Origin of the sequence: Parachryseolinea silvisoli, assembly GCF_021190955.1 — a bacterium.
GTDB lineage: Bacteria > Bacteroidota > Bacteroidia > Cytophagales > Cyclobacteriaceae > Ohtaekwangia > Ohtaekwangia silvisoli.
The window spans coordinates 65656-86617 of record NZ_JAIOAO010000003.1; the positions used below are offsets into that span (position 1 = coordinate 65656).

Here is a 20962-nt window from a genome sequence, read left to right on the forward strand (position 1 = left end):
ACTTGTTGTGGTGAGCGATATATAGTTTAAAGTTTAAGGTTGTCTCCGAGGCCGGTGGTTGCTTGCAATCGCCGGTCTTTTTTTATGTCACCGCCGTACCAACGCATCGATTACCGTTCGTAGTCGTTCTCCTTCATGTTCCCAAAAGACGTCTTCGGGTGGCGCGCTGTAGAATGTTTTCCCGCGCAGCTGTTGTAACGTTCGCGGCGCATCGAAGGATGCCGGCTGGAAGGTTACCGCGGCGTCAAACCGCGCAGCGTAAGTTACCCACGGCGCATAGTCGATAAGCAGAATTGGCAGGCGGTAGCCTAAATATTCGTACAGCTTGGTAGGGAAGGAGTGCTCGGTGGCCGGATTCGGTGGATAGGCAAGGATGCCGACGTCCGCCCGAAGGATTTCGTACTCGATGGCGGGATGCGGTACCAGACGGTCGCCGCCATGCAACGTGACATAGGGCATCGTCGCCAGCCGTGCCCGCAGGGATTGGCGCTCGGCGACGAGCGCACAGTAGCCGATGATCGTACCGCGTACAGCCGGGTCGTGGCGATGGAGCTGCTCCAGCAGGTCGAGGGCGGTAAAGAGCCCGGTGATCTCGGACAGGGTGCCCGTAAACAGAAAATTACGCGCCGGCGTCAGTCGGGGCGCCGGCGCTACTGCCGGTGGTCGGCGTAGTTTATTCTCGATGATCGTGCGCCGGCCATGGCCAAACGACAGCTCCAGCGCGTAGCCTTTCTCTGCCAGGAGAAAATTATGTATAAATCCGGCGCCGACGTGCTCCCACACGCGTACATAGCCGGCCACGAGTGGCCGCAGTACACGCGGGAAGGCAGCGGTATATAAAATGTTGCGGTAGTAATTTTCGCGCACGTCGTATACCAGGCGGCAGGACGTCAGCAGCCGGGCGAGCAAGGCGACAAAGATCAACTCGTGTGTGCAAAACACGAACACGGCGGGTTGCAGGGCTACGACACGGGCCAGGATGCGCCAGGGGGCCAGCAGACGACCCAGGCTGATACGCCGGAAGGGGCGGAGCGGGTACACAAACACGTCGCCGTGCTCCGGCAACCTGGCGCTGCCCGGGTATCCAACGATGTGTACCTCATAGATTCCCGCCAGGCTGCCACCCATTTTCTCAAACATGCGGGTATCGTCCACCGGTTTCAGGACCGAGGCGAGGACTATTCTCCTTTTTTTCATTTCTTGCACGTGGATTTAAAACTAAGAAAATGGAACTGAAAGAACTCATTGAAAAAACCTGGGAAGACCGGTCGCTGCTGCAGTCGCTGGAGAGTCAGGAGGCTATCCGGTCAGTAGTGGAAAAGTTGGACAAAGGCAAGCTGCGCGTGGCCGAGCCAATGGAAGACGGTACCTGGCAGGTCAATGAGTGGATCAAGAAGGCCGTGATCCTGTACTTTCCCATTCAGCAGATGAAAACCATCGAGGCCGGCCCGTTTGAATTCCACGACAAGATCGACATGAAGCGCAACTTCAAAGACCTGGGCGTACGTGTTGTGCCGCATGCCATTGCGCGTCACGGTTCGTACCTGGCCAAGGGTGTGATCATGATGCCGTCGTATGTCAACATCGGCGCTTACGTGGACGAATGCACCATGGTCGACACGTGGGCAACGGTAGGGAGCTGCGCACAGATCGGCAAGAATGTACATTTGAGCGGTGGAGTAGGAATCGGAGGCGTGCTGGAGCCTGTACAGGCAGCTCCCGTGATCATCGAAGACAATGCCTTTATCGGTTCGCGTTGCATTGTGGTGGAAGGCGTGCGTGTAGGCAAGGAGGCCGTATTGGGTGCCAACGTCGTACTGACGTCGAGCTCAAAGATCATCGACGTGACTGGCGCCGAACCTGTAGAATATAAAAACTATGTGCCGGAGCGCTCGGTGGTAATTCCGGGCTCGTATACCAAAAAATTTCCGGCAGGCGAGTTCCAGGTGCCGTGCGCGCTCATCATCGGCAAGCGCAAGGAGAGCACCGACAAGAAAACGTCGCTGAATGACGCGTTGCGGGACAATAATGTGGCAGTTTAAACGTCTATTTTGTCATAAGGGGTGCTTTCGTAATATTTTCGTAATACGTTGGCACATCCTTTGAATTTCATAAAACGTTTATTTGTCAATCACGCGCCTTGCGTAAATTTGAATAACGCGATTATGAAAAAGTTGGGTCTCTGGATCACTGCAATAGCTGTCATCTTTGCCTTTACCCAGGAGAGCAAAGAGCAGTATTCTGTTGTCAAAAATGAAAGCTTCATGCGAGGTGAGATTATTCACTTTAAGATGACTTACGGCATATTTACAGTAGGGAAGGGCAGTGCGAGCATTGCCCCCACCTATTATAAGATGAACGACCGCAACTGCTTCAAAGTCGACGTTACGGGCAAGACCGTGGGCATGGTAGATTGGGTAGCGGACGTGGACGACCGTTGGGGAGCCTACATCGATACTGCGGCACTTATTCCCCATCAATTCTACCGCCGCATCCGCGAAGGGCGTTACAAAAAAGACGAGTGGACAAATTTCGATCACGAAAAACGCCAGATCGAGGTAAAAACCATCAACAATAAAACCGGCCAATTTAAAGAACCGAAGTTTTATGAGGCACCTGCCCAGGTGCGCGACATGATTGCCGGCTTTCTATACCTGCGGGTGCAGGATTTCACCAAGCTGAAGGTAAAGGACACGGTGGTGATCACGGGGTTCTTTGAAGATGAGTTCTACAAAATGAAAATTATCTACCAGGGCAAGGAGAATATCAAGATCAAAGTCGGCAAAGTACGCGCCCTGAAGTTTAAGCCCATTATGCCCAAAAACGAGGTTTTTGATGGTGAAAACTCTATTACTGCCTGGTTCTCAGACGACAAGAATCGTATCCCCCTGAAAATTGACGCCAAGATGTTTATCGGCAGCGCGGGCGTGGAGCTGACGGAATACTCCGGGCTCAAAAATCCTCTGAACATCGTCAAGTAACAGCCGGCGTGCCGTGCAACCTTTTTGAATTTGGCGCATCTTTGTTCTGTACTGCGCGAAAATTCCTTTGGAGGCCACCACGATACACCTGCATACCGATCTGATAGCCCGCTGCCGCGTGGGCGACCGGGAGGCGCATTACCAGCTTTACAAGCTTTACGCCAGGGCTATGTACAACGTGGGCTATCGCATCATCGGCGACCGCGACGAGGCCGCCGACGTCTTACAAGAGGCCTTTATCAGTGCCTTTCGCAGCCTGGACCACTACCGGGGCGAATCTACTTTCGGGGCGTGGTTAAAGCGCATTGTCGTGAACAAAGCCATCAACGCTCTGCATAAGCGCCGGCACGAGGCAATGCCCGACGACGAACGTTGGGACATACCTGCCGAGGAGGAGGCGGAAGAGTATGCCGATCCGCTGACAGTTGAACGCGTGAAAACCGCCATCCACCAGTTGCCCGACGGCTACCGGTCGGTGCTGTCGCTATATTTGCTGGAAGGCTACGACCACCAGGAGATCGCGGAGATCATGCAGATCTCGGAATCCACCTCCAAGTCGCAGTTGAACCGCGCCAAAAGCAAGCTCAAAGAAATACTCGCACACCCTACCCCCAGTACCCAATCCGCTAAACCACCACGCTCATGATCGAAGATTTCATCCGCCAAAACCGGGAGGCGTTCGACGACCAGGAACCTTCTCCCCGCAATTGGAAAACGATTGAAGCCGCCTTGTACGAACCACGGCAGGGATGGTGGCAATCTGTGGCGCTGTGGCGCGCTGCGGCTATCCTGTTTATGGTATTGTCGGCGTACTTGCTGTTGCCGAAAGAGTGGAAGCCGCATGCACCGCCGGAGCGTGTTGCCTTAAAAGAATTTACGGATGTGGAGGCGTATTATGTGAAGGAGATCTCGAACAAGGTGGCGTTGATCGATGCGTTTCAGCGGAACGACGGAGTGAATGGGTTTACGCAGGACTTTCAGCAGCTGGAAGCAATGTATATGGTCTTAAAAGAAGAAATGCAGAAGCGACCGAGTGAGCAGGTAAAGGATGCGTTGGTGCTGAACCTATTGGTAAGGATTGATTTGCTGAATCAGCAACTGCATATGCTTGATAAAGGGAAACCGGAAGGCGACAAAAAGGCGGATGCTGAGATATAGTTGATGCTGACCTATATTTCAATCAATAAGTAGATTCCGTTGCCAGTTCAAACGGCTCCTTCGCTGAGTCTATGACTTTGCCGTCTTCGCATTTCAACACCCGTGCAGGGAAACGCCTGATCAGGCCATAGCTGTGTGTCGCCATGAGGACAGCCGTGCCGCTTTTGTTGATCTGTTGGAAAATCTTCATGATGCCCTGGGAGACTTCGGGGTCGAGGTTACCGGTAGGCTCGTCGGCGAGCAGGATCATGGGTTCGTTGAGAAGGGCACGGGCGATTACCACGCGCTGTTGTTCGCCGCCGGAGAGCTGGTGGGGCATTTTCTTTTCGATCGATCCCAACCCTACGTGTATCAGCACTTCGTTCACGCGAGCCTTCATCTTGGTGGTGTCGGTCCAGCCGGTGGCCTGCATGACGAACATGAGGTTTTCGGCTACGGTGCGGTCGTTGAGTAACTGGAAGTCCTGGAAGATGATGCCGAGCTTGCGGCGGAGCAGGGGGACCTGGTTGCTTTTTATACCGCGAATGTTGAAGCCGGCGGTGATGATCTCGCCGTGTTTCAGTGACAGGTCGGCGTACAGAGTCTTCAGCAGTGACGATTTACCCGAACCGGTGCGGCCCACCAGGTATACAAATTCACTCTTTTGAATCTCAAAGCTAAGGTCACTCAATACCGCGCGGTCATCTTGAAAAATGCTGGCGTTTTGAACGTGAACGACGGGATCATTTGAAAACATAAGTAAAAAATTTAGCCGGCAGGTCAGCTACAAAGATAAGCGACATACCGGCTAAAGAAAATCGTGCCCGGATGGATTTATCCGTTTACTTTCTTGTGGTCAGCGAGGAATTTTTCCAGACCGGCGTCGGTCAGGGGGTGTTTCAGCAGGCTTGTAATGACGCTGAGGGGGCAGGTAGCGACGTCGGCGCCGATCTCTGCACACTGCAACAGGTGAATGGTATGACGTACGGAGGCCGCAAGGATCTCTGTGTCGTAGGCATAGTTATCGTAGATCAGGCGGATCTGGGAGATGAGCTCCATACCGTCCTGGCCAATGTCGTCGAGGCGGCCGATGAACGGCGATACGTAGCTCGCGCCAGCTTTTGCCGCCAGCAGCGCCTGGCCAGCAGAAAACACCAGCGTGCAGTTGGTGCGGATGCCTTCGGCGGTAAATTTCTTAATGGCTTTTACGCCGTCTTTAATCATCGGTACTTTCACGACGATCTTGTCATCCAGCTTGGCCAGCTCGCGGCCTTCTTTCAGGATGTTGTCCAGATCGGTGGCAATTACCTCAGCGCTAACGTTGTTGTCGACGATATCACAGATGGCTTTGTAGTGTGCGCGGATGTTGTCGGCGCCCTTGATGTTCTCCTTGGCCATGAGCGAAGGATTGGTCGTTACGCCGTCGAGTACGCCGAGGTCATATGCTTCCTTGATCTCGTTCAGGTTGGCAGTGTCGATGAAGAATTTCATAAGTAAGTTATGTTCATTTATTAACGATGTATACGCGAAGGCGTAAAGCCGGAAGTGATTATGGCAGAAACAAAAAAAAGGGCAAACCGAACATCGCACCGCTCAACCGCCTACCCTTGCTACCTTCCGATCCTGGGGGAATTCAGCAGGAGCTGGTCGTGCCGGCTTGCCGGGGGGCAAAGGTAGAAGATATTTTGAATTTACCATTTCTGCGATGCGAAATCGCGATTTTCTTTTTTAATCAGCTTCGCACGTGCAGTCGCCCGCGCGACACGGCCGTCCAATTGCAAAGTTGATACAACACTCTCGCACCGACGTTGGCATCCCAGTCATCATCTTTTCCGGGACTTACTTCGTTGAGGTCGAAGCCGATAATTTTTCGTCCCGAGCGAACCAGTCGTTGCACGAGGTATACCGCTTCCTGAAATTCCAATCCTCCGGCGACGGGCGTGCCGGTGTGCGGACAGAGCTTCGGGTCGAGGCCGTCGATGTCAAAACTGATGTATACATGCTCGGGCAGCTCGCGAATGATGGCCTCGCACTGTGCGTCCCACGTGGTGCCACGGTACCGTTGTGCCTTGAGGTCGTCGTCAAAGAATGTCACGATGCGGCTTTTGGGGCGGCGGATCATTTGCAGCTCTTCATCACACAGGTCGCGGATACCCACCTGCACGAGGCGGCTGATCGACGACAGCTTCATGGCGTTGTACATGATGGAGGCGTGGGAGTACGTGAAGCCCTCGTACGCTTTGCGCAGGTCGGCGTGTGCATCGATCTGTAAAATGCCGAAGTGCGGATAATAATCGGCCAGTGCCCGGATAAAACCCAGTGGTGTGCTGTGGTCGCCACCCAGCAGGCCGACCATCTTGCCTTCTTTCAGGTAGCGCAGCACGGTGGCCTTTACATAAATGTTGAGGCTTTCGCAGGCTTCGTTGATACGCGGCAGCAGGGGATCGGGACCTTCATACCCCTCGCCTTGTTGCAGACGGCGGAGGTGTTGCTCGGCCAGGTGACGCACGCGGTCGCTTTCTGTGCGGATTCCTTCGGGAATGGGCAATATGCTGATGCCCAGTTGCCAGGCGTTGGGAATGTCTTTGACCAGCACGTCAAGCTGTGCGGAAGCATTCAGAATGGCCTGGGGGCCGTGGGCGGTGCCCGCGTGGTAAGAGACGGTCACTTCCCAGGGAACGGGCACAATGACCAGCTCGGCACTTTCGGGCGTAAAAGGCAGCCCGAATAGTTGTCCCGGGATGCCCGGTCCATTCGGATCGAACGTGCTTGGGCTGAATTTCATGCGACGAGGGCGTGCCGGATCTAAATCTTATTGGAAAGAGTCCACCATTTCAGGGGTGACATAATTTTCTAGCGAACCGTTGCCCTGGCTTATTTCGCGCCAGGAGAGGAGATTAAAGCGGATCACGGCCAGCCCGGCGGGCACCATGTCGCCGATCTCCGAACCGGTCAGGAACTCTGCCAGGTAGGAAATTGTTGGATTGTGTCCTACGCACATAATGTGGTGCTGGCCATCGTCCAGGCCGGCCACAAACTGGAAAAACGTGCGTGTGGACGCCTCGTACAGCTCTTCCTGGGGTACAACCTTGTCGGTATCAACTTTCAGTGCGTCGGCAATCAGACCCGCGGTGGCGTGCGCACGCGCGGCCGTGCTACACAAAATAGTATCCAGGGGCGCTTGTTGTTGGTGCAGGTGCCGGCCGATGACCAGGGCCTCTTTGACCCCCGTGGAGCTCAAAGTACGCTCCAAATCGTTTTGACCCGGATGTTTTTCGGCGGTGTGCGCATGGCGTAATAAATACAGATAGCGAGGCATAGATGATCTTTTCTGGTCTGCTAATAACGTTGCCAGGCGTCAATATTAACATGCTAAATTTGATTTTTTAAAAATTTCCTGATATTTGACCTGTTTGTAACGTTCAACTACATGTCCAAAAACCTCGTAATAGTAGAGTCTCCTGCCAAGGCAAAAACCATTGAAGGCTACCTGGGAAAGGATTTTAAGGTAGCTTCCTCGATGGGACACGTGCGCGATTTGCCCAAAGGAGGCGACGCAATCGATGTGGAAAATGGCTTTTTGCCGACTTATGAAATAAGCCCGGACAAGAAGGATGTCATCCAAAAACTAAAAAAACTCGCCGAGGAAGCCGAAATGGTTTACCTGGCAAGCGACGAAGACCGTGAAGGGGAAGCCATTTCCTGGCACTTGAAAGAGGTGCTGGACCTGACCGACGCCAAAACGCGCCGGATCGTCTTCACGGAGATTACCAAGAAAGCTATTCTGAGCGCCCTGGAATCACCCCGGGGTATCGATATTGACCTGGTCAATGCCCAGCAGGCCCGCCGCGTGCTTGACCGCCTCGTAGGCTACGAGCTGTCGCCGATCCTCTGGAAAAAGATCGCGACCGGTCTTTCTGCCGGCCGTGTACAAAGCGTGGCCGTACGCCTCATTGTGGAGCGCGAGCGCGAGATCAGTGACTTTAAAGCCAAGTCCTCGTACCGTGTGACGGCCGAGTTCAAGCTCGACAAAGGCAAAACGCTGGTAGCCGAGCTGTCCGAGCGTTTTGAGAAAGAAGAGGATGCCCTGAAGTTCCTGGAATCTTGTGTGGGCGCGAAATACGCCATCAAAGACCTCCAGACAAAGCCTTCGAAACGCACCCCGGCACCGCCTTTCACGACATCTACATTACAGCAGGAAGCTTCGCGCAAGCTGGGCTTCTCGGTGATTCAGACCATGATGGTGGCGCAGAAGCTGTACGAAGCTGGTAAGATCAGCTATATGCGTACGGACTCGGTAAACCTGTCGGACGAGGCCCGCTCGGGTGCGATGCGCCAGATCGAGTCGGCGTATGGTAAAGAATACGTGCAGCCGCGGCAGTTCAAGACCAAGTCGTCGTCGGCCCAGGAAGCTCACGAGGCGATCCGCCCGACGGACTTCTCGGTCATGGATCCCGACATGGACCGCAATGGACTGCGTCTGTACGAGTTGATCTGGAAGCGTGCGATCGCTTCGCAGATGGCCGACGCCGAATTGGAAAAGACCACGGCTACCATCAGTATATCCACCAATCCCCGCACCCTGGCCGCGAATGGCGAAGTGGTGAAGTTCGACGGCTTCCTGAAAGTATACATGGAATCCGGCGACGAGGACGAAGAGGAGGAGAACAGCAAGGTATTGCCGCCGCTGACAATCGGGCAGGACCTGAATCTGGACGAAATGATTGCGAAACAAACCTTCAGCCGTCATGCGCCGCGCTATACTGAAGCGAGCCTGGTGAAGAAGTTGGAAGAGCTGGGCATCGGTCGTCCGTCGACCTATGCGCCGACGATTACCACAGTACAGAAACGCGGCTATGTCGTGAAAGAAATGCGCGAAGGTGTAGAGCGTAAATACAACGTCTTTACACTGAAGGCTGATAAGATCAATAAAGAAATAGAGTCGGAAATTACCGGTGCGGAAAAGAACAAACTGTTCCCCACCAACACGGCGATGGTCGTGACTGACTTCCTCGTAGAGCACTTCCCGGATGTGACCGATTTTTCGTTCACCTCCGACATCGAGCAAGAGTTCGATGAGATTGCCAGCGGCAAGCTGGACTGGAAGAAGATGATCGATACCTTCTACCAGCCTTTCCACAAGAAGGTGATGCTCACCGAGAAGGTGGAGCGCTCATCGGTAGGCAAGGCGCGGGAACTGGGGGTTGACCCCAAGACGGGCAAGAATGTTTATGCCAAGCTGGGTAAGTTCGGCGCCTATGTACAGATCGGCGAGAACCCCGATGACAACGGTGGCGAGAAGCCCAAGTTCGCCAGTCTTCGTCCCGGCCAGTTTATTGAGAACGTTACACTGGCGGATGCGATGGAGCTCTTCAAGATGCCACGCGAGCTCGGTAACTTTGAGGAGTTGCCGGTGGTGGTGAACCTCGGCCGCTTCGGCCCGTATGTGCTGCACGACAAGAAATTTGTATCGATCCCGAAGGATTACGATCCCTATACCATCGACCTCGGGAAGTCGATCGAGCTGATCGAGAACAAGCGCGTGGCAGATGCGAACAAGACCATCAAATTGTTTGACGAGAATCCGGATATTCAAATTCTGAACGGTCGCTTCGGCCCGTATATCAAAGCCGGCAAGAAGAACGTAAAAATCCCGAAAGGCAAAGAGCCGAAAGATCTGACGCTGGAGGAATGCGTAACGCTGGCCGCGAACGCGCCGGAGAAGAAAGGCCGGTTTGGACGAACTACAAAGGCGGCGACGCCTGCGAAGACGGCTACACCCACAAAGGCTGTCAAGACGGCAAAGAAGGCTGCGAAGAAGACGGCCACCAAGACTGCAAAGAAGAAGAAATAGTAAGTTCTTTGACGATAGAAAAGCCCGGGGTGTTCTTCGGGCTTTTTTTGTGGCTGGCGTTGGAGGCATTTGACATTGATTTTGTCGATGGTAGAGCAGTTGGATGCGCAGCATGGTTTTCATCGCTCTCACACTTCACACGCACGCTGATTCCGCAGTACCGGGAAAATCCCCCGTCCCATGCCCCCATTAGGGTATATCTTATTCCGCGCCAGCTGCTCACTTTTGTGTACCTTTAACGGATGAAGAAAATCGTTGTATTGACGGGCGCGGGCATTAGCGCCGAGAGCGGTATTCCGACCTTTCGCGATTCAAATGGTTTGTGGGAAGGGCACCGGGTGGAGGATGTGGCGTCGCCGGAAGGGTGGCACCGCGATCCGGCCAAGGTGTTGGACTTCTATAACCAGCGTCGCCAGAAGGCGCGCGAAGTGCAACCAAACCGTGGGCACGTTGTGCTGGCGGAGCTCGAGGAGTATTTTGATGTAACGATCGTGACCCAGAACGTGGACGACCTGCACGAACGCGCAGGGTCAACGAAGGTCATACATCTGCACGGCAGCTTGTTCGAGTCGCGTAGCACGAAGGACGAGCACCTGGTGTATCCGATTGAGGGCTGGGAGCTGAAGCTGGGCGATCTGTGCGAGCAGGGCTCGCAGCTGCGGCCGAATATTGTATGGTTCGGTGAGATGGTGCCGCTGATCGAAGTGGCGGCTCACCATGCGTCGGGCGCGGATGCGTTTTTGGTTGTGGGAACATCGATGGCGGTGTACCCGGCGGCGGGGCTGATCAGCTATGTGCCATACGACGCATTGAAATATGTTGTGGATCTGAAAATACCCGATGTGGGCGCATTGCCATACCTTAAAACGATTCAGGATAAAGCCAGCACGGGCATGGAGCAGGTGAAGAAAGAGTTGCTGGAGTGGATCGCGTAACATCTATACGATTTCGCTAACTTCATTACGTCAATAGAGCCTTACTCATGAGAAAAGTCGCCTGCCTGCAGGTCATCATCTTCCTGATGACCATCACCCAGACCTTTGGCCAAAAAGTAAAATACAAAGACATCTTCGGACTGCTGAGTACTAAGCAATACGAGGCTGCCGAACCGTTTCTGAAAAAGTACCTGGTTGAAAACCAGGACAACCCCAATGCTTTTTTGTTCATGGGCATTATCTACCAGGAGAAATCTGCCAAGGACGACTTGCTCAAGCAAACGCCCCGGGTAATAGCCTCCATGGACTCGGCGATCTACTTCTACAATAAAGCCTATCAGACGATCACTGAAAAAGAAATTAAACGCAACGACGAGTATTACCAGATGTACAACCGTCGCGACCTGCGCACGGGTGAGTTTGGCGTCAAGCTTTCGGATGTACAGTTTGATCTGGAGAAACGCATCGAAGGGCTGCGTGAGCGCATCGACAAAGTGAAGATGGTGCGGCATTACTTCTCGCTGTCCGACTCGCTTTACAAAAAGTGCAATACCCTGTATAGAGCGGTGCAGTCTGCCTATCCGGGACAACGCGAGCTATACCTGCGTGGCGATCAACCGCTGACGTCCATGCTCAAAGCACTGGCCGTTCGATTCGACTCGTCCACCAAAGCCTTCGAGCACTATAAGAGCAGCCTGGTGACGTTGGGCAAGGCATCGTATAACCAGATCATGGCGCTGAACGAAATTGCCGATCTGAAGAAGGATGGCGCTTCGCTGGCCAACTTCTACCAGGATAACCTGCAGGTGTGGGACTATGGCCGCTTTGCCGACGTCACCGTACAATTAATTGAAAAGGAGATCATGCCGATGCGTGCGCACCTATTGTCCTACGATGCGGAGATTAACAAGCTGCACGAGAAGCTCGCCAACGACACGGTGTCGGTTCGTAGCGACCTCACGGCCCTGATTGATAAGCTGCTGTTGGAGCAGCTCAAGAAATTTGATGCAGATCCACTGCCAATGGAGGTGTTTAGCCTGAAGACGGCGGACCTGGAGTATCGGTCGGTGCGTATCGAGCATCGCAAGCAGGCAGACACAACGAATGTACACTTGCAAGTAGAACGCGCGCAGAAGGAAGTAAAGCTGGTGAGTCGTCTCGATAGCATTGCTACGAAACTGGCGTCAGAAGATATTGACCGCAAGTCGGAAGACTATGGCGACTTTGTGACGAAGGCGTATAAGACACCGGCGGATCTGAAGGCTTACGTAAAAGAAATAAAAGACTTTGCTGATCGCGAGGAGCGTCGGGCGAATGCAGCACGGGCGCGTCGTCAGGAATCGCTGCGGTGGGTGATCAACGGGGTGGATTCGATTCCATTATATGTGGGGGTAAAACGTTCGAAGTTTAAGCCGGTTGTGATCGTGGAGGAGAAGTATACGGCCGGGTTGGTGTACAAAGACTCGCTGAACGCAGATGGATATTTTTATACTGTCACGTCGACGCGGGTGCCTGATGTGAAGGTGACCTTCCCTGTAGACAAACCGAATTTTAAGCTCTCGCGTTTACCGCAGATTAAGACCGTGACCTATTCCGATGCTGCGGGGCAGATCTATTTCATACTGATCTACTCGGAGCGCGCCACGAAGGACAACAAGTACCCGGCTACGCTGGCCAAGATATACCGCTCGGACGGACTGGCGTGGAGCCACTCGTATACATTGTCCTTTATGCCGAAGGAGCTAATCTTCAAGCAAGAAAATGGAGAAGTGCAGCTCAAGGCGGACGCCTTGCAAAGCATCATTGATAAAAATGGAAAGCTGCTGAAATAATCAGCAGCTTTATAAATAAGAAGTGTAAGAATTGAGGTAAAGGGAGTAGGCGAATTAAGCGCCGCCTACCAATTTTTTCCAGTCAGCGAAACGCATGTCGGTGCGGATCTTGATCTTCTCGTAGTTTTCCCAGCTGTCTGTTACGTGATAGATGGAGGGCAGTGTGCGTACCAGGATCTGGTCGTAGTCGCCACGATACAGGCCGCCACCGTAGTAATAGTATGTAAACATGTTACCTTCCTTACTGAAGAGCTCATAGCCGAGGTAGCCATCCCAGATCTCACTCAGGATCGTACAAGAGATTTCTCTTCTTTTGAATCGGAAGATTTGATTTGAAGCTTCATCTTCGAAATACTCCGAGTAAAGATCCGAGTCGATTATCCAGCCCAGGTACATGCCGATGTGGACGTATGCCTGCTCGATTGGAAGAGAGTCGGGAAAGTTTCCCAGGAAGTGGCTCTTGGCATTGTCGTAGATGGTCTTCTGGATATCCGCTTTCTTTTCCATATAAATTTTTATTCTGGTTAGGCCCTTAACAAGTTTAACGCCGATTAGGCTCCGAAGCAACTATTGCCGGTACTTTATCTTCTAGTGGAAGAACTTGTAACCGATAAAAATTGCCGCTATGACACCTGCAAGATCGGCCAATAAGCCCACCGCGAGGGTGTAGCGTATTTTCCGAATATTAACGGATCCGTAGTAGAGTGCAATGACATAAAATGTAGTTTCCATACATCCGCGGAAAATGGAAGCAAGATTACCAACAAACGAATCGACACCAAATTGCTTGACAACGTCTAGCCATACACCTCTCGCGCCACCGCCACTCAGGGGACGTATAAACGCTACCGGCATGGCATCTACAAAATCAGTGTTAAGCCCGAAAAACGCTACTGCGTACTTCAATCCGTCTGTTAAGTAGGTTAACGTGCCCGATGCGCGAAACACCCCTACGCCGACCATGATCGCCACCAGGAAAGGGATGATCTTGATGGCCATTTCGAAACCTTCTTTCGCACCATCGATAAATGTGTCAAATAGGTTGATCTTCTTACGCACACCAAGGATCATAAAAAGTGTAATGACCGACATGATGATGATGCCCGTTACCAAATTAGAGACACGCAGCAGTTCCTCTTGTGGTAGGCGGGAGGCGTACCAGACGGCCGTGCCAATAACGATAACAAGTCCGGACACGTATGCTGCGACCACACGGTCGAAACGTATGCGCTGCCGGATACTGAGATAGATAAAGGCTGTCATGGTAGAACAGAACGTCGCCAGCAAAGCAGGAATAAAAATGCCTGTAGGATTCACGGATTTTTGAGCAACACGATCGGCAATAATCGCCAGCGGTATGATGGTTAGGCCCGATATGTTTAACGCGATGAACATGATCTGCGCGTTGGATGCGGTCTCTTTGTCGGGATTGAGATCTTGTAGTTCGTGCATAGCCTTTATGCCGAGCGGTGTGGCTGCGTTGTCAAGGCCGAGCATGGTCGCGCTGAAGTTCATAATGATGGCGCCCGTAGCCGGGTGATCGCGTGGTACTTCCGGGAATAAGCGCGAGAAGAAGGGCCCTATCAGGCGGGCAAAGATGGGGATGATGCCGCCACGCTCACCGATTTTCATCAGTCCCAACCAAAGCGACATCACGCCGACGATACCGAGGGAAAGATTGACTGCACTCATGGAAGTGTCGAATGTCGAATTCAACATCGCCGGGAACACGGTCATGTCGCCGGCAAAGACCAGTTTGATAAGCGCCACGGTAAAGGAAATAAGAAAGAATGCAATCCAGATGTAATTCAGCGCCATAGGAGAAAGTGTAAGCGGAAAAGGTACTGCATGTTATTAAAAAAATACCATTACACAAACCTGCCTGCCGGCGGGCGGGCGCATGCAATACGCGAGCGCTAGGCGCGGAGGAGATTGAGGATATGACACCCCACCAACGCCGCCGTCTCGGTGCGCAGGCGGCTCTTGCCCAAGCTCACTTTCCGGAAGCCGGCCGTGAGGGCTTGTGTCAGCTCAGTCTGTGAGAAGTCGCCTTCGGGCCCGATCAGCAACAGGTAGGAGGGGGCGGTGGGCATGTCGACGAGATGGTCGGGGTTTTCCTGGTCGACGTAGGCGATAAACCGGCCTTGCGTGTCGGCATTGGTGATCACGGTCTGAAAGGGTACGAGGCCGTCGATCACGGGCAGGGTTGCCTTCAGGGATTGTTTCATGGCGCTGATGGCCACTTTCTCCAGGCGGTCTTTCTTGAGATAGGTGCGCTCTGTATGCTCACACTCCATGAGCGTGATGCGGCTTACGCCGATCTCCACCGCTTTCTCGACAAACCACTCGATGCGGTCTGCGTTCTTGGTGGGGGATACGGCGATGTGGATGAACGCTGCGGGCTCCTCTGCTGCGATCTGTTGTTCTATGCGAAAGACACATTGCCGGTCGTTGGCCTGTGTAATGATGGCATCGTAAAAGAAGCCTTTGCCGTCAGTGATGCGCAGGGCATCGCCCGCCTGGCGACGGAGTACTTTCACGCAATGCCGCGACTCATCGGCATCGAGGTGCAGTACGCCTTCTGCAATGAGCGGTTGATAGAATAGGTTCACGCTTAAGCGTATTGTTGTACGAGGCGCTCGACCAGTTGTACGTACGCTTGCATGGCCGTGTCGGCATCTTTGCCTTTCAGATCCGCCCAGGCATCGTGCTTGGCAATGGCTTTGAAGTCAAAGCCACCGGGACGCTCGCCCGTCACATCACCTTCGGTGGCTTGTTTGTACAGGGCGTAGAGCTCTAACAGCTCTTCGTTCGAGGGGCGTTTGGTCAGGGATTGTGAGCGGCCTACGGCGGCCTCAAATTGTTCTTTCAGAGACATGATGTGCAGGGCTTGATGGTTAAACGGAGCAGCTTGCCCGCTGGCTGGCAGGCTTTAAAATGTTGATTCGTTACCCGTCGGGGCTGCTGAGAGCTCACCCGTCGGGTAACGAATCAATTATGCTGTAGCGAAAGGGTTATCCACGATTTCCTACGGGCACATACGCACGCAGCCTTTCGCCGGTGTAAATCTGACGCGGCCGGCCGATAGGCTCTTTGTTCTCACGCATTTCTTTCCACTGAGCAATCCAACCGGGCAGACGACCCATAGCAAACATCACGGTGAACAGGTCTGTCGGCAGACCCAGAGCACGGTAGATAATGCCAGAGTAGAAGTCCACGTTCGGGTAAAGCTTGCGTTCGATGAAGTATGGGTCTTTCAGGGCCGCTTCTTCCAGCTTCTGAGCGATTTCCAGGACAGGGTCGTTAATGCCCAGTTTTGCCAGTACGTCGTCGGCAGCTTTCTTGATGATCTTCGCGCGCGGGTCGAAGTTTTTGTATACACGGTGACCGAAGCCCATCAGGCGGAACGGGTCGTTTTTGTCTTTGGCTTTGTTAATCCACTTCTCGGTGTCGCCGCCGTCTTTCTTGATTTGCTCGAGCATCACGATCACTTCCTGGTTGGCACCGCCGTGCAACGGTCCCCACAGGGCGTTCATCCCGGCAGACAGAGAGGAGTAGATGCTGGCTTTCGAAGAACCTACGATCCGTACGGTAGATGTAGAACAGTTTTGCTCATGGTCGGCGTGCAGGATCAACAGCTTGTCCAACGCTGTGGCCACTACCGGGTCTACTTCGTATTGTTCGGCAGGAAGGGCGAACATCATCTTGAGGAAGCGTGAGCAATAGTCGAGGGAGTTGTCCGGATAGTTTACCGGGTGCCCCACGGCATTCTTATAAGCCCACGCGGCAAAGGTCGGCATCTTCGCCATGGACCGCACGATGCTGAGGTACACGCCTTCGGTCGAGCGGTTCGGATCGAGCGATTCGGGATAGAAGGCAGTCTGCGAGCAGAACAGCGACGCCAGCACGCCCATGGGATGCGCGGTAGACGGGAACCCGTCCAGGATCTTTTTGATATCCTCGTGCACCAGGGTGTGTGTTTTGATGTCGTGTGAAAATGTGTTGTATTGTTGTTGACTGGGCAGCTCACCAAAGATCAACAGATAGGCTACTTCCAGGAAGTTCGATTTCTCCGCGAGCTCCTCGATTGAATAACCGCGGTACCGCAGGATACCTTTGTCGCCGTCCAGGAAGGTGATCGCACTTTTGGTCGCTCCCGTATTTTTGTAACCTAAGTCAAGCGTCACCGCGCCTGTCTTTTCGAGCAGCTCGGCGATGTCGATGCCCACTTCATTTTCCGACCCTACCACCAGGGGCAACGTGTATGACTTTCCGTCAATAATTAGTTCAGCAGTTTTTGACATGTTTTTAATGATTGTTACAGCGGTTTTAAATATACAGGCTAGATTTTTGCAAGCGAAAGGAATGCCTTAAAAAAAGCATTTTTTCTAATTATTGCCCAGAATCAGTGGTAACCCGTCCTTCGACGATCCCACGATCACAATCTTGCTGTTGGGGGATTTTGACAACTCCAACGTTGCCTCAATCCCTCTCATTTTCAATAGCTTATCGGACAAGCTGCTGTTCACGATGTTGTTAGCACGGGCCTCGCCTTCGGCGGCAATGCGCTTCCGTTCAGCCTCGCTCTTCTCTTTGTCCAGCCGGAACTGATAGGCCAGCGCTTCTTGCTGTTGTTGCAGCTTACTTTCAATGGCTATACGAATCTGGTCGGGTAGTTGGATGGACCGGATAAGCAGGGCCACCATCGTGACGTTGTTGGCATGCAGGATTTTCTCCGACTCTTCTTTTATGGTAGCTTCCACCTCGGCGCGTTTGGTTGAATAGATCTCTTCGGCCGTGAACCGGCCCATAACCTGGCGCACGGTAGACCGTACTTCGGGTACGACCAGTACGTTGATATAGTTCATATTAAACTTCTCATAAATGTATCCGACCTTTTCCGGGATCGGTTTAAACCGCACGCTGATATCGACGTGAATCGACAACCCGCTTTTGTCGAGTACATCCATGTTCTCATCCTGCGATGTCTCCTGAACATCGTAGACGAAGACATCGTTCCAGGGGGCCTTCATATGAAAGCCGGGTTGAGCGATATTGTCTTTGTCAAGACCTATGCCGAACTTGTAGAACACGACGGCACGTTGGGTGGCGTTGACGGAGAAGAAGAGACTTGAAGAGATTCCCAGGAGTATGAAAAAAGCAATTACCCCCACAATGATCAGGGGTAGCAGTCGACGATTGTTCATGATATAGGTATAAGTTTGTGGCTGCTGATATGGGCGCGGTCGCCGGGTGGCAATAATCAAAACTACGAAGAAAATCGCTTTGGCGACCGAAACTTTTCCGTTTTCCCCATAGCAAACCACAATTTTATCGCCTATCTTGAAAAGGTTGAGCAGATTTTACGTTTTATCCCGCCGTTGTTTCATCCCCTTGTATAGCTTGCACCTTGAAAGTTTGCTTCGGCCAACGGAATGAATGTGAGTTGCTTCGCTTATGGTAAGCTTACGGATCTACGGAAGATGGTGCGCAGGGTAGGATACGGTTGTCTTTTATGGCTTGCCTGTACGGCAGCTTATGCGCAAACGGCTCGCATCGAGGGCCTTGTCCGTGCATTTACACAAACCTCCGATGGCCGCGAGAAGTGCGACATTCTCCATCAACTGACTGGCGAAACCTGGGACTACAACTTCGAGACGGCCCTAGAGTATGCCAAGGATGCGCACAACTTCGCACGCCGCATCTCCTACGGCCGCGGCATAACCCTTGCCCTAACAGACATCGGCACGTATTATTACTTTACGGGCAATTACAAGCTTTCGATGAGCTATTACCGGCGGGCGCTGACTGCCTCGGCCGATAACCTGACGCAGCCGCCGTACCTGGCGGAGACCTATACCCGCATTGCCAACCTGCATCGCATTTACGCCAACTTCGACTCCTGCGAAGTCTATTTTCGCAAGGCCGAAGGCTGCCTGGAGGAACGGGCCATTACGGCGGTCCACGGCGTGCTCTTCCACAACCGTGGCCTGGTGAAATACGAGCAGTCGGCGTTTGAAGAAGCACGTCACTACTTCCGTCAGGCCCTGCAGATAAGGCTGGCGCTGGGCGACAGCACGGCCTGTGGCGAGTCGTGGAAGACCATCGGCGTAACCCACACCGCCATGCATGCCTTTGATTCGGCGGCGTATTACTTTCGCAAAATCCGCGGATTGGCCCGACGCCACAACAACCCGGAGCTGTTGATGTTCTATAACCTGCACCAGGGCGAGGTGTTCTTTGGGCAAGGAGACTTTCTGCAGGCCATGCGACTGTTTAACGTGGCGCTCGATTCACTCAACCATCACCCCTTTAAGCGCTACCAGGCCATCGTGCTGAAGAACATCGGCCGCATTTTTGAGACACAGGGCGATTACCAGAATGCATTTGACTTCTTTTACCGGTCACTCAAGATCGACGAACCGGCGGAGCATCGCCAGGAGGCGGCCCGTACCTATATCCAGATGGGATGGGCGCATGCCGAGCAGCGCGACATACCCAAGGCCTACATGCGGGCCAATGGCGCCCGCAAAATCTTTCGTGCCATTGGCGACCAGGCCGGCCTTGCGCAGTTCTATACATTACGCGGTTACATTGCCCGCCGCGAAGGCCGGCTACCGGAAGCCTTGCACGACTATGACTCGGCGCTGGCCATTCTTGCCCGCGTAGATTTGCCCGTATTGCAAGGTACTGTCTGTGACCACAAGGCGCAGGTACTGTTGCAGCAGGAAAATTACGTGGAGGCTATACGATACGAAACGCAGGCCTATACGTTGGCCTATAAATACAAAGATCATGGAGGGCTGGCCCGGCACTACAACACCATGGCCAAGATCATGCTGGCCCAAAAGGAGTATGGCCAGGCCGAACACTTTGCCCTGGCGGCCCTCGAGCAGGTGAAGACGGTCAGTTCGGCAGACCTGATGCGGGACGTATACAGCAACCTGTCGGCGATGTATCGGGGCAGTGGTCGCTATGAAAAGGCGATGGAGTTTTACGAGGCTTATATCCGCATCAGCGACAGTCTCTATACCGGTGCGGTCGCCACGCGCCAGGCGGAGCTCAACGCCCTGTACCAGTTGGAAAAGAACGAGCAGGAGATTGTTATGCTGAATCAGCAAAACAACATGCAGCAGTCTTTGCTGGCGGCCCAGAAAAGCCGGCTGCGTTTTCAGAATACCGTGCTGATCCTGGCCGTTCTTGCCTGTATACTGATGGCTGTGTTGGTGGTGATATTCTTTCGCTACAACCGCACGAAGAGCAAAGCCAACGAAGAGCTGAGCAGGCTGAACCGCGAGATCTTTGAACAGAAAGAAGAGATACAAGCCCAGTCCGAAGAGCTGAGTGGTGCCAACCGCGCCCTGGTACGCCTGAACATGGAGCTGACAGAAAAGACCGAGGAGATTCAGGCACAGTCGGAAGAGCTGCGCGAGACCAACGAGATGATCGTAGAGATCAACCGCGACCTCGACCTGAGTGTGACCAAACGCACCGCCCAATTAAAAGAAGCCTACAAAGAGCTGGATACATTTTTCTATCGCTCGTCACACGACTTCCGCCGGCCACTGACCACGTTTATGGGATTGGCCGAAGTGGCGAAAATTACCGTAAAAGACAAAACAGCGCTCGAACTGTTTGACAAAGTAAAGGAGACAGCCCGCAGCCTGGATAAGATGCTGGTGAAGCTGCAATCCATCAGCGACGTGGGAGCACAAGAGCTTGTGTATAAAGAAGTATTGGTGGAGGAACTATTTCATACGGTATGCAAAGGTTTCCGCGACGAGCTCGATCAACGCGGTATCATTACCACGTGTGTCGTATCCCTCCCGGAAGCGTTTGTGTCGTACCCTGCAATGATCCGGATCATTCTGGAAAACCTGGTAGAGAATTCCATCCAGTTCGCCACACCCTATAAACCGCACATTACCCTGCGCGCCTACCAGGCGGGTACGGACTGTATCATTGAAGCAGAAGACAACGGGCAGGGTATACAAAAAGACCTGGGCGATCGCATCTTTGACATGTATTTCCGCGGCAGCGAACGCTCCAAGGGCAACGGACTGGGATTGTATATCGTGAAGAAGGCTGTTGAAAAGCTTAAGGGGACTATCCGCGCCGATACGACAGTGGTAGCGGGGGCTAAATTTATCCTGGCGTTTCCGTTGCACGACGACCGGTGGCCGGTCATGCCACGCTAACCTTTGTGTGGAGAAACACGGCCAG

General features: G+C 53.2%; 19 protein-coding genes and 1 other RNA gene. 8 read left to right on the forward strand and 12 right to left on the reverse strand.

Translation table 11 applies throughout. From position 1 onward, the window contains the following. Nucleotides 1-87: 87 nt before the first annotated feature. Entirely contained in the window at nucleotides 88-1197 is a 1110-nt protein-coding gene (locus K7P01_RS17700) for a glycosyltransferase family protein (RefSeq protein ID WP_267295459.1), read from the reverse strand. A 29-nt stretch (nucleotides 1198-1226) separates the two neighbouring features. Here K7P01_RS17700 and K7P01_RS17705 point away from each other — a divergent pair, with 29 nt between their 5' ends. From K7P01_RS17705 to K7P01_RS17720, 4 genes are all read left to right on the forward strand, one after another. After that, on the forward strand, nucleotides 1227-2042 hold the full coding sequence (locus K7P01_RS17705) for a 2,3,4,5-tetrahydropyridine-2,6-dicarboxylate N-succinyltransferase (RefSeq protein ID WP_267295461.1): 816 nt from the start codon (nucleotides 1227-1229) through the stop codon (nucleotides 2040-2042). 123 nt (nucleotides 2043-2165) lie between these two features. Then, nucleotides 2166-2981 (forward strand): DUF3108 domain-containing protein, encoded by an 816-nt coding sequence (locus K7P01_RS17710; RefSeq protein ID WP_267295463.1) that lies wholly within the window; start codon nucleotides 2166-2168, stop codon nucleotides 2979-2981. A gap of 67 nt (nucleotides 2982-3048) precedes the next feature. Further along, nucleotides 3049-3627 (forward strand): RNA polymerase sigma factor, encoded by a 579-nt coding sequence (locus K7P01_RS17715; protein ID WP_267295465.1) that lies wholly within the window; start codon nucleotides 3049-3051, stop codon nucleotides 3625-3627. Continuing rightward, on the forward strand, nucleotides 3624-4139 hold the full coding sequence (locus K7P01_RS17720; protein WP_267295467.1) for a hypothetical protein: 516 nt from the start codon (nucleotides 3624-3626) through the stop codon (nucleotides 4137-4139). The genes K7P01_RS17715 and K7P01_RS17720 overlap by 4 nt, the downstream gene beginning before the upstream one ends. Before the next feature lie 22 nt (nucleotides 4140-4161). Here the strand turns inward: K7P01_RS17720 and K7P01_RS17725 are convergent, their stop codons facing one another. The 5 genes from K7P01_RS17725 to K7P01_RS17745 all read right to left on the reverse strand — a co-directional run bounded on the left by K7P01_RS17725 (nucleotide 4162) and on the right by K7P01_RS17745 (nucleotide 7437). Beyond that, nucleotides 4162-4875, reverse strand: coding sequence for a cell division ATP-binding protein FtsE (locus K7P01_RS17725; protein WP_267295469.1), 714 nt, complete (start codon nucleotides 4873-4875; stop codon nucleotides 4162-4164). A 77-nt stretch (nucleotides 4876-4952) separates the two neighbouring features. After that, nucleotides 4953-5609, reverse strand: a complete 657-nt coding sequence (gene fsa, locus K7P01_RS17730) for a fructose-6-phosphate aldolase (RefSeq protein WP_254084723.1) — start codon at nucleotides 5607-5609, stop codon at nucleotides 4953-4955. Nucleotides 5610-5683: 74 nt separating this feature from the next. Further along, nucleotides 5684-5783: signal recognition particle sRNA small type (gene ffs, locus K7P01_RS17735), an RNA gene on the reverse strand. Between the two features lie 67 nt (nucleotides 5784-5850). After that, nucleotides 5851-6903, reverse strand: a complete 1053-nt coding sequence (locus K7P01_RS17740) for an agmatinase family protein (RefSeq protein WP_267295474.1) — start codon at nucleotides 6901-6903, stop codon at nucleotides 5851-5853. A 27-nt stretch (nucleotides 6904-6930) separates the two neighbouring features. After that, nucleotides 6931-7437 (reverse strand): SixA phosphatase family protein, encoded by a 507-nt coding sequence (locus K7P01_RS17745; RefSeq protein ID WP_267295476.1) that lies wholly within the window; start codon nucleotides 7435-7437, stop codon nucleotides 6931-6933. A 111-nt stretch (nucleotides 7438-7548) separates the two neighbouring features. Between K7P01_RS17745 and topA the strand changes: the two genes are divergently transcribed. The 3 genes from topA (at nucleotide 7549) to K7P01_RS17760 (ending at nucleotide 12739) form a co-directional block, all read left to right on the forward strand. After that, nucleotides 7549-9972: a type I DNA topoisomerase gene (topA, locus tag K7P01_RS17750; protein ID WP_267295478.1), complete on the forward strand. Its 2424-nt coding sequence runs from the start codon at nucleotides 7549-7551 to the stop codon at nucleotides 9970-9972. Nucleotides 9973-10214: 242 nt separating this feature from the next. Then, nucleotides 10215-10907: an SIR2 family NAD-dependent protein deacylase gene (locus K7P01_RS17755; protein ID WP_267295480.1), complete on the forward strand. Its 693-nt coding sequence runs from the start codon at nucleotides 10215-10217 to the stop codon at nucleotides 10905-10907. 47 nt (nucleotides 10908-10954) lie between these two features. Then, the gene (locus tag K7P01_RS17760; RefSeq protein WP_267295482.1) at nucleotides 10955-12739 is read left to right on the forward strand and encodes a hypothetical protein; all 1785 of its coding nucleotides are present in this window, start codon (nucleotides 10955-10957) and stop codon (nucleotides 12737-12739) included. A 54-nt stretch (nucleotides 12740-12793) separates the two neighbouring features. Here K7P01_RS17760 and K7P01_RS17765 read toward each other — a convergent pair whose 3' ends face one another. From K7P01_RS17765 to K7P01_RS17790, 6 genes are all read right to left on the reverse strand, one after another. After that, nucleotides 12794-13246: a DUF7832 domain-containing protein gene (locus tag K7P01_RS17765; RefSeq protein ID WP_254084729.1), complete on the reverse strand. Its 453-nt coding sequence runs from the start codon at nucleotides 13244-13246 to the stop codon at nucleotides 12794-12796. An 81-nt stretch (nucleotides 13247-13327) separates the two neighbouring features. After that, on the reverse strand, nucleotides 13328-14557 hold the full coding sequence (locus K7P01_RS17770; RefSeq protein ID WP_267295485.1) for a nucleoside recognition domain-containing protein: 1230 nt from the start codon (nucleotides 14555-14557) through the stop codon (nucleotides 13328-13330). Nucleotides 14558-14655: 98 nt separating this feature from the next. Beyond that, nucleotides 14656-15351 (reverse strand): 16S rRNA (uracil(1498)-N(3))-methyltransferase, encoded by a 696-nt coding sequence (locus tag K7P01_RS17775; protein WP_267295487.1) that lies wholly within the window; start codon nucleotides 15349-15351, stop codon nucleotides 14656-14658. A gap of 2 nt (nucleotides 15352-15353) precedes the next feature. Next, nucleotides 15354-15617, reverse strand: coding sequence for an acyl-CoA-binding protein (locus tag K7P01_RS17780; protein WP_267295489.1), 264 nt, complete (start codon nucleotides 15615-15617; stop codon nucleotides 15354-15356). Between the two features lie 136 nt (nucleotides 15618-15753). Further along, nucleotides 15754-17043 (reverse strand): citrate synthase, encoded by a 1290-nt coding sequence (locus K7P01_RS17785; protein ID WP_267295491.1) that lies wholly within the window; start codon nucleotides 17041-17043, stop codon nucleotides 15754-15756. A gap of 84 nt (nucleotides 17044-17127) precedes the next feature. Next, nucleotides 17128-17946, reverse strand: coding sequence for a prohibitin family protein (locus tag K7P01_RS17790; RefSeq protein WP_267295493.1), 819 nt, complete (start codon nucleotides 17944-17946; stop codon nucleotides 17128-17130). A gap of 234 nt (nucleotides 17947-18180) precedes the next feature. Between K7P01_RS17790 and K7P01_RS17795 the strand changes: the two genes are divergently transcribed. Beyond that, nucleotides 18181-20937, forward strand: coding sequence for a tetratricopeptide repeat protein (locus tag K7P01_RS17795; protein ID WP_267295495.1), 2757 nt, complete (start codon nucleotides 18181-18183; stop codon nucleotides 20935-20937). Nucleotides 20938-20962: the final 25 nt, after the last annotated feature.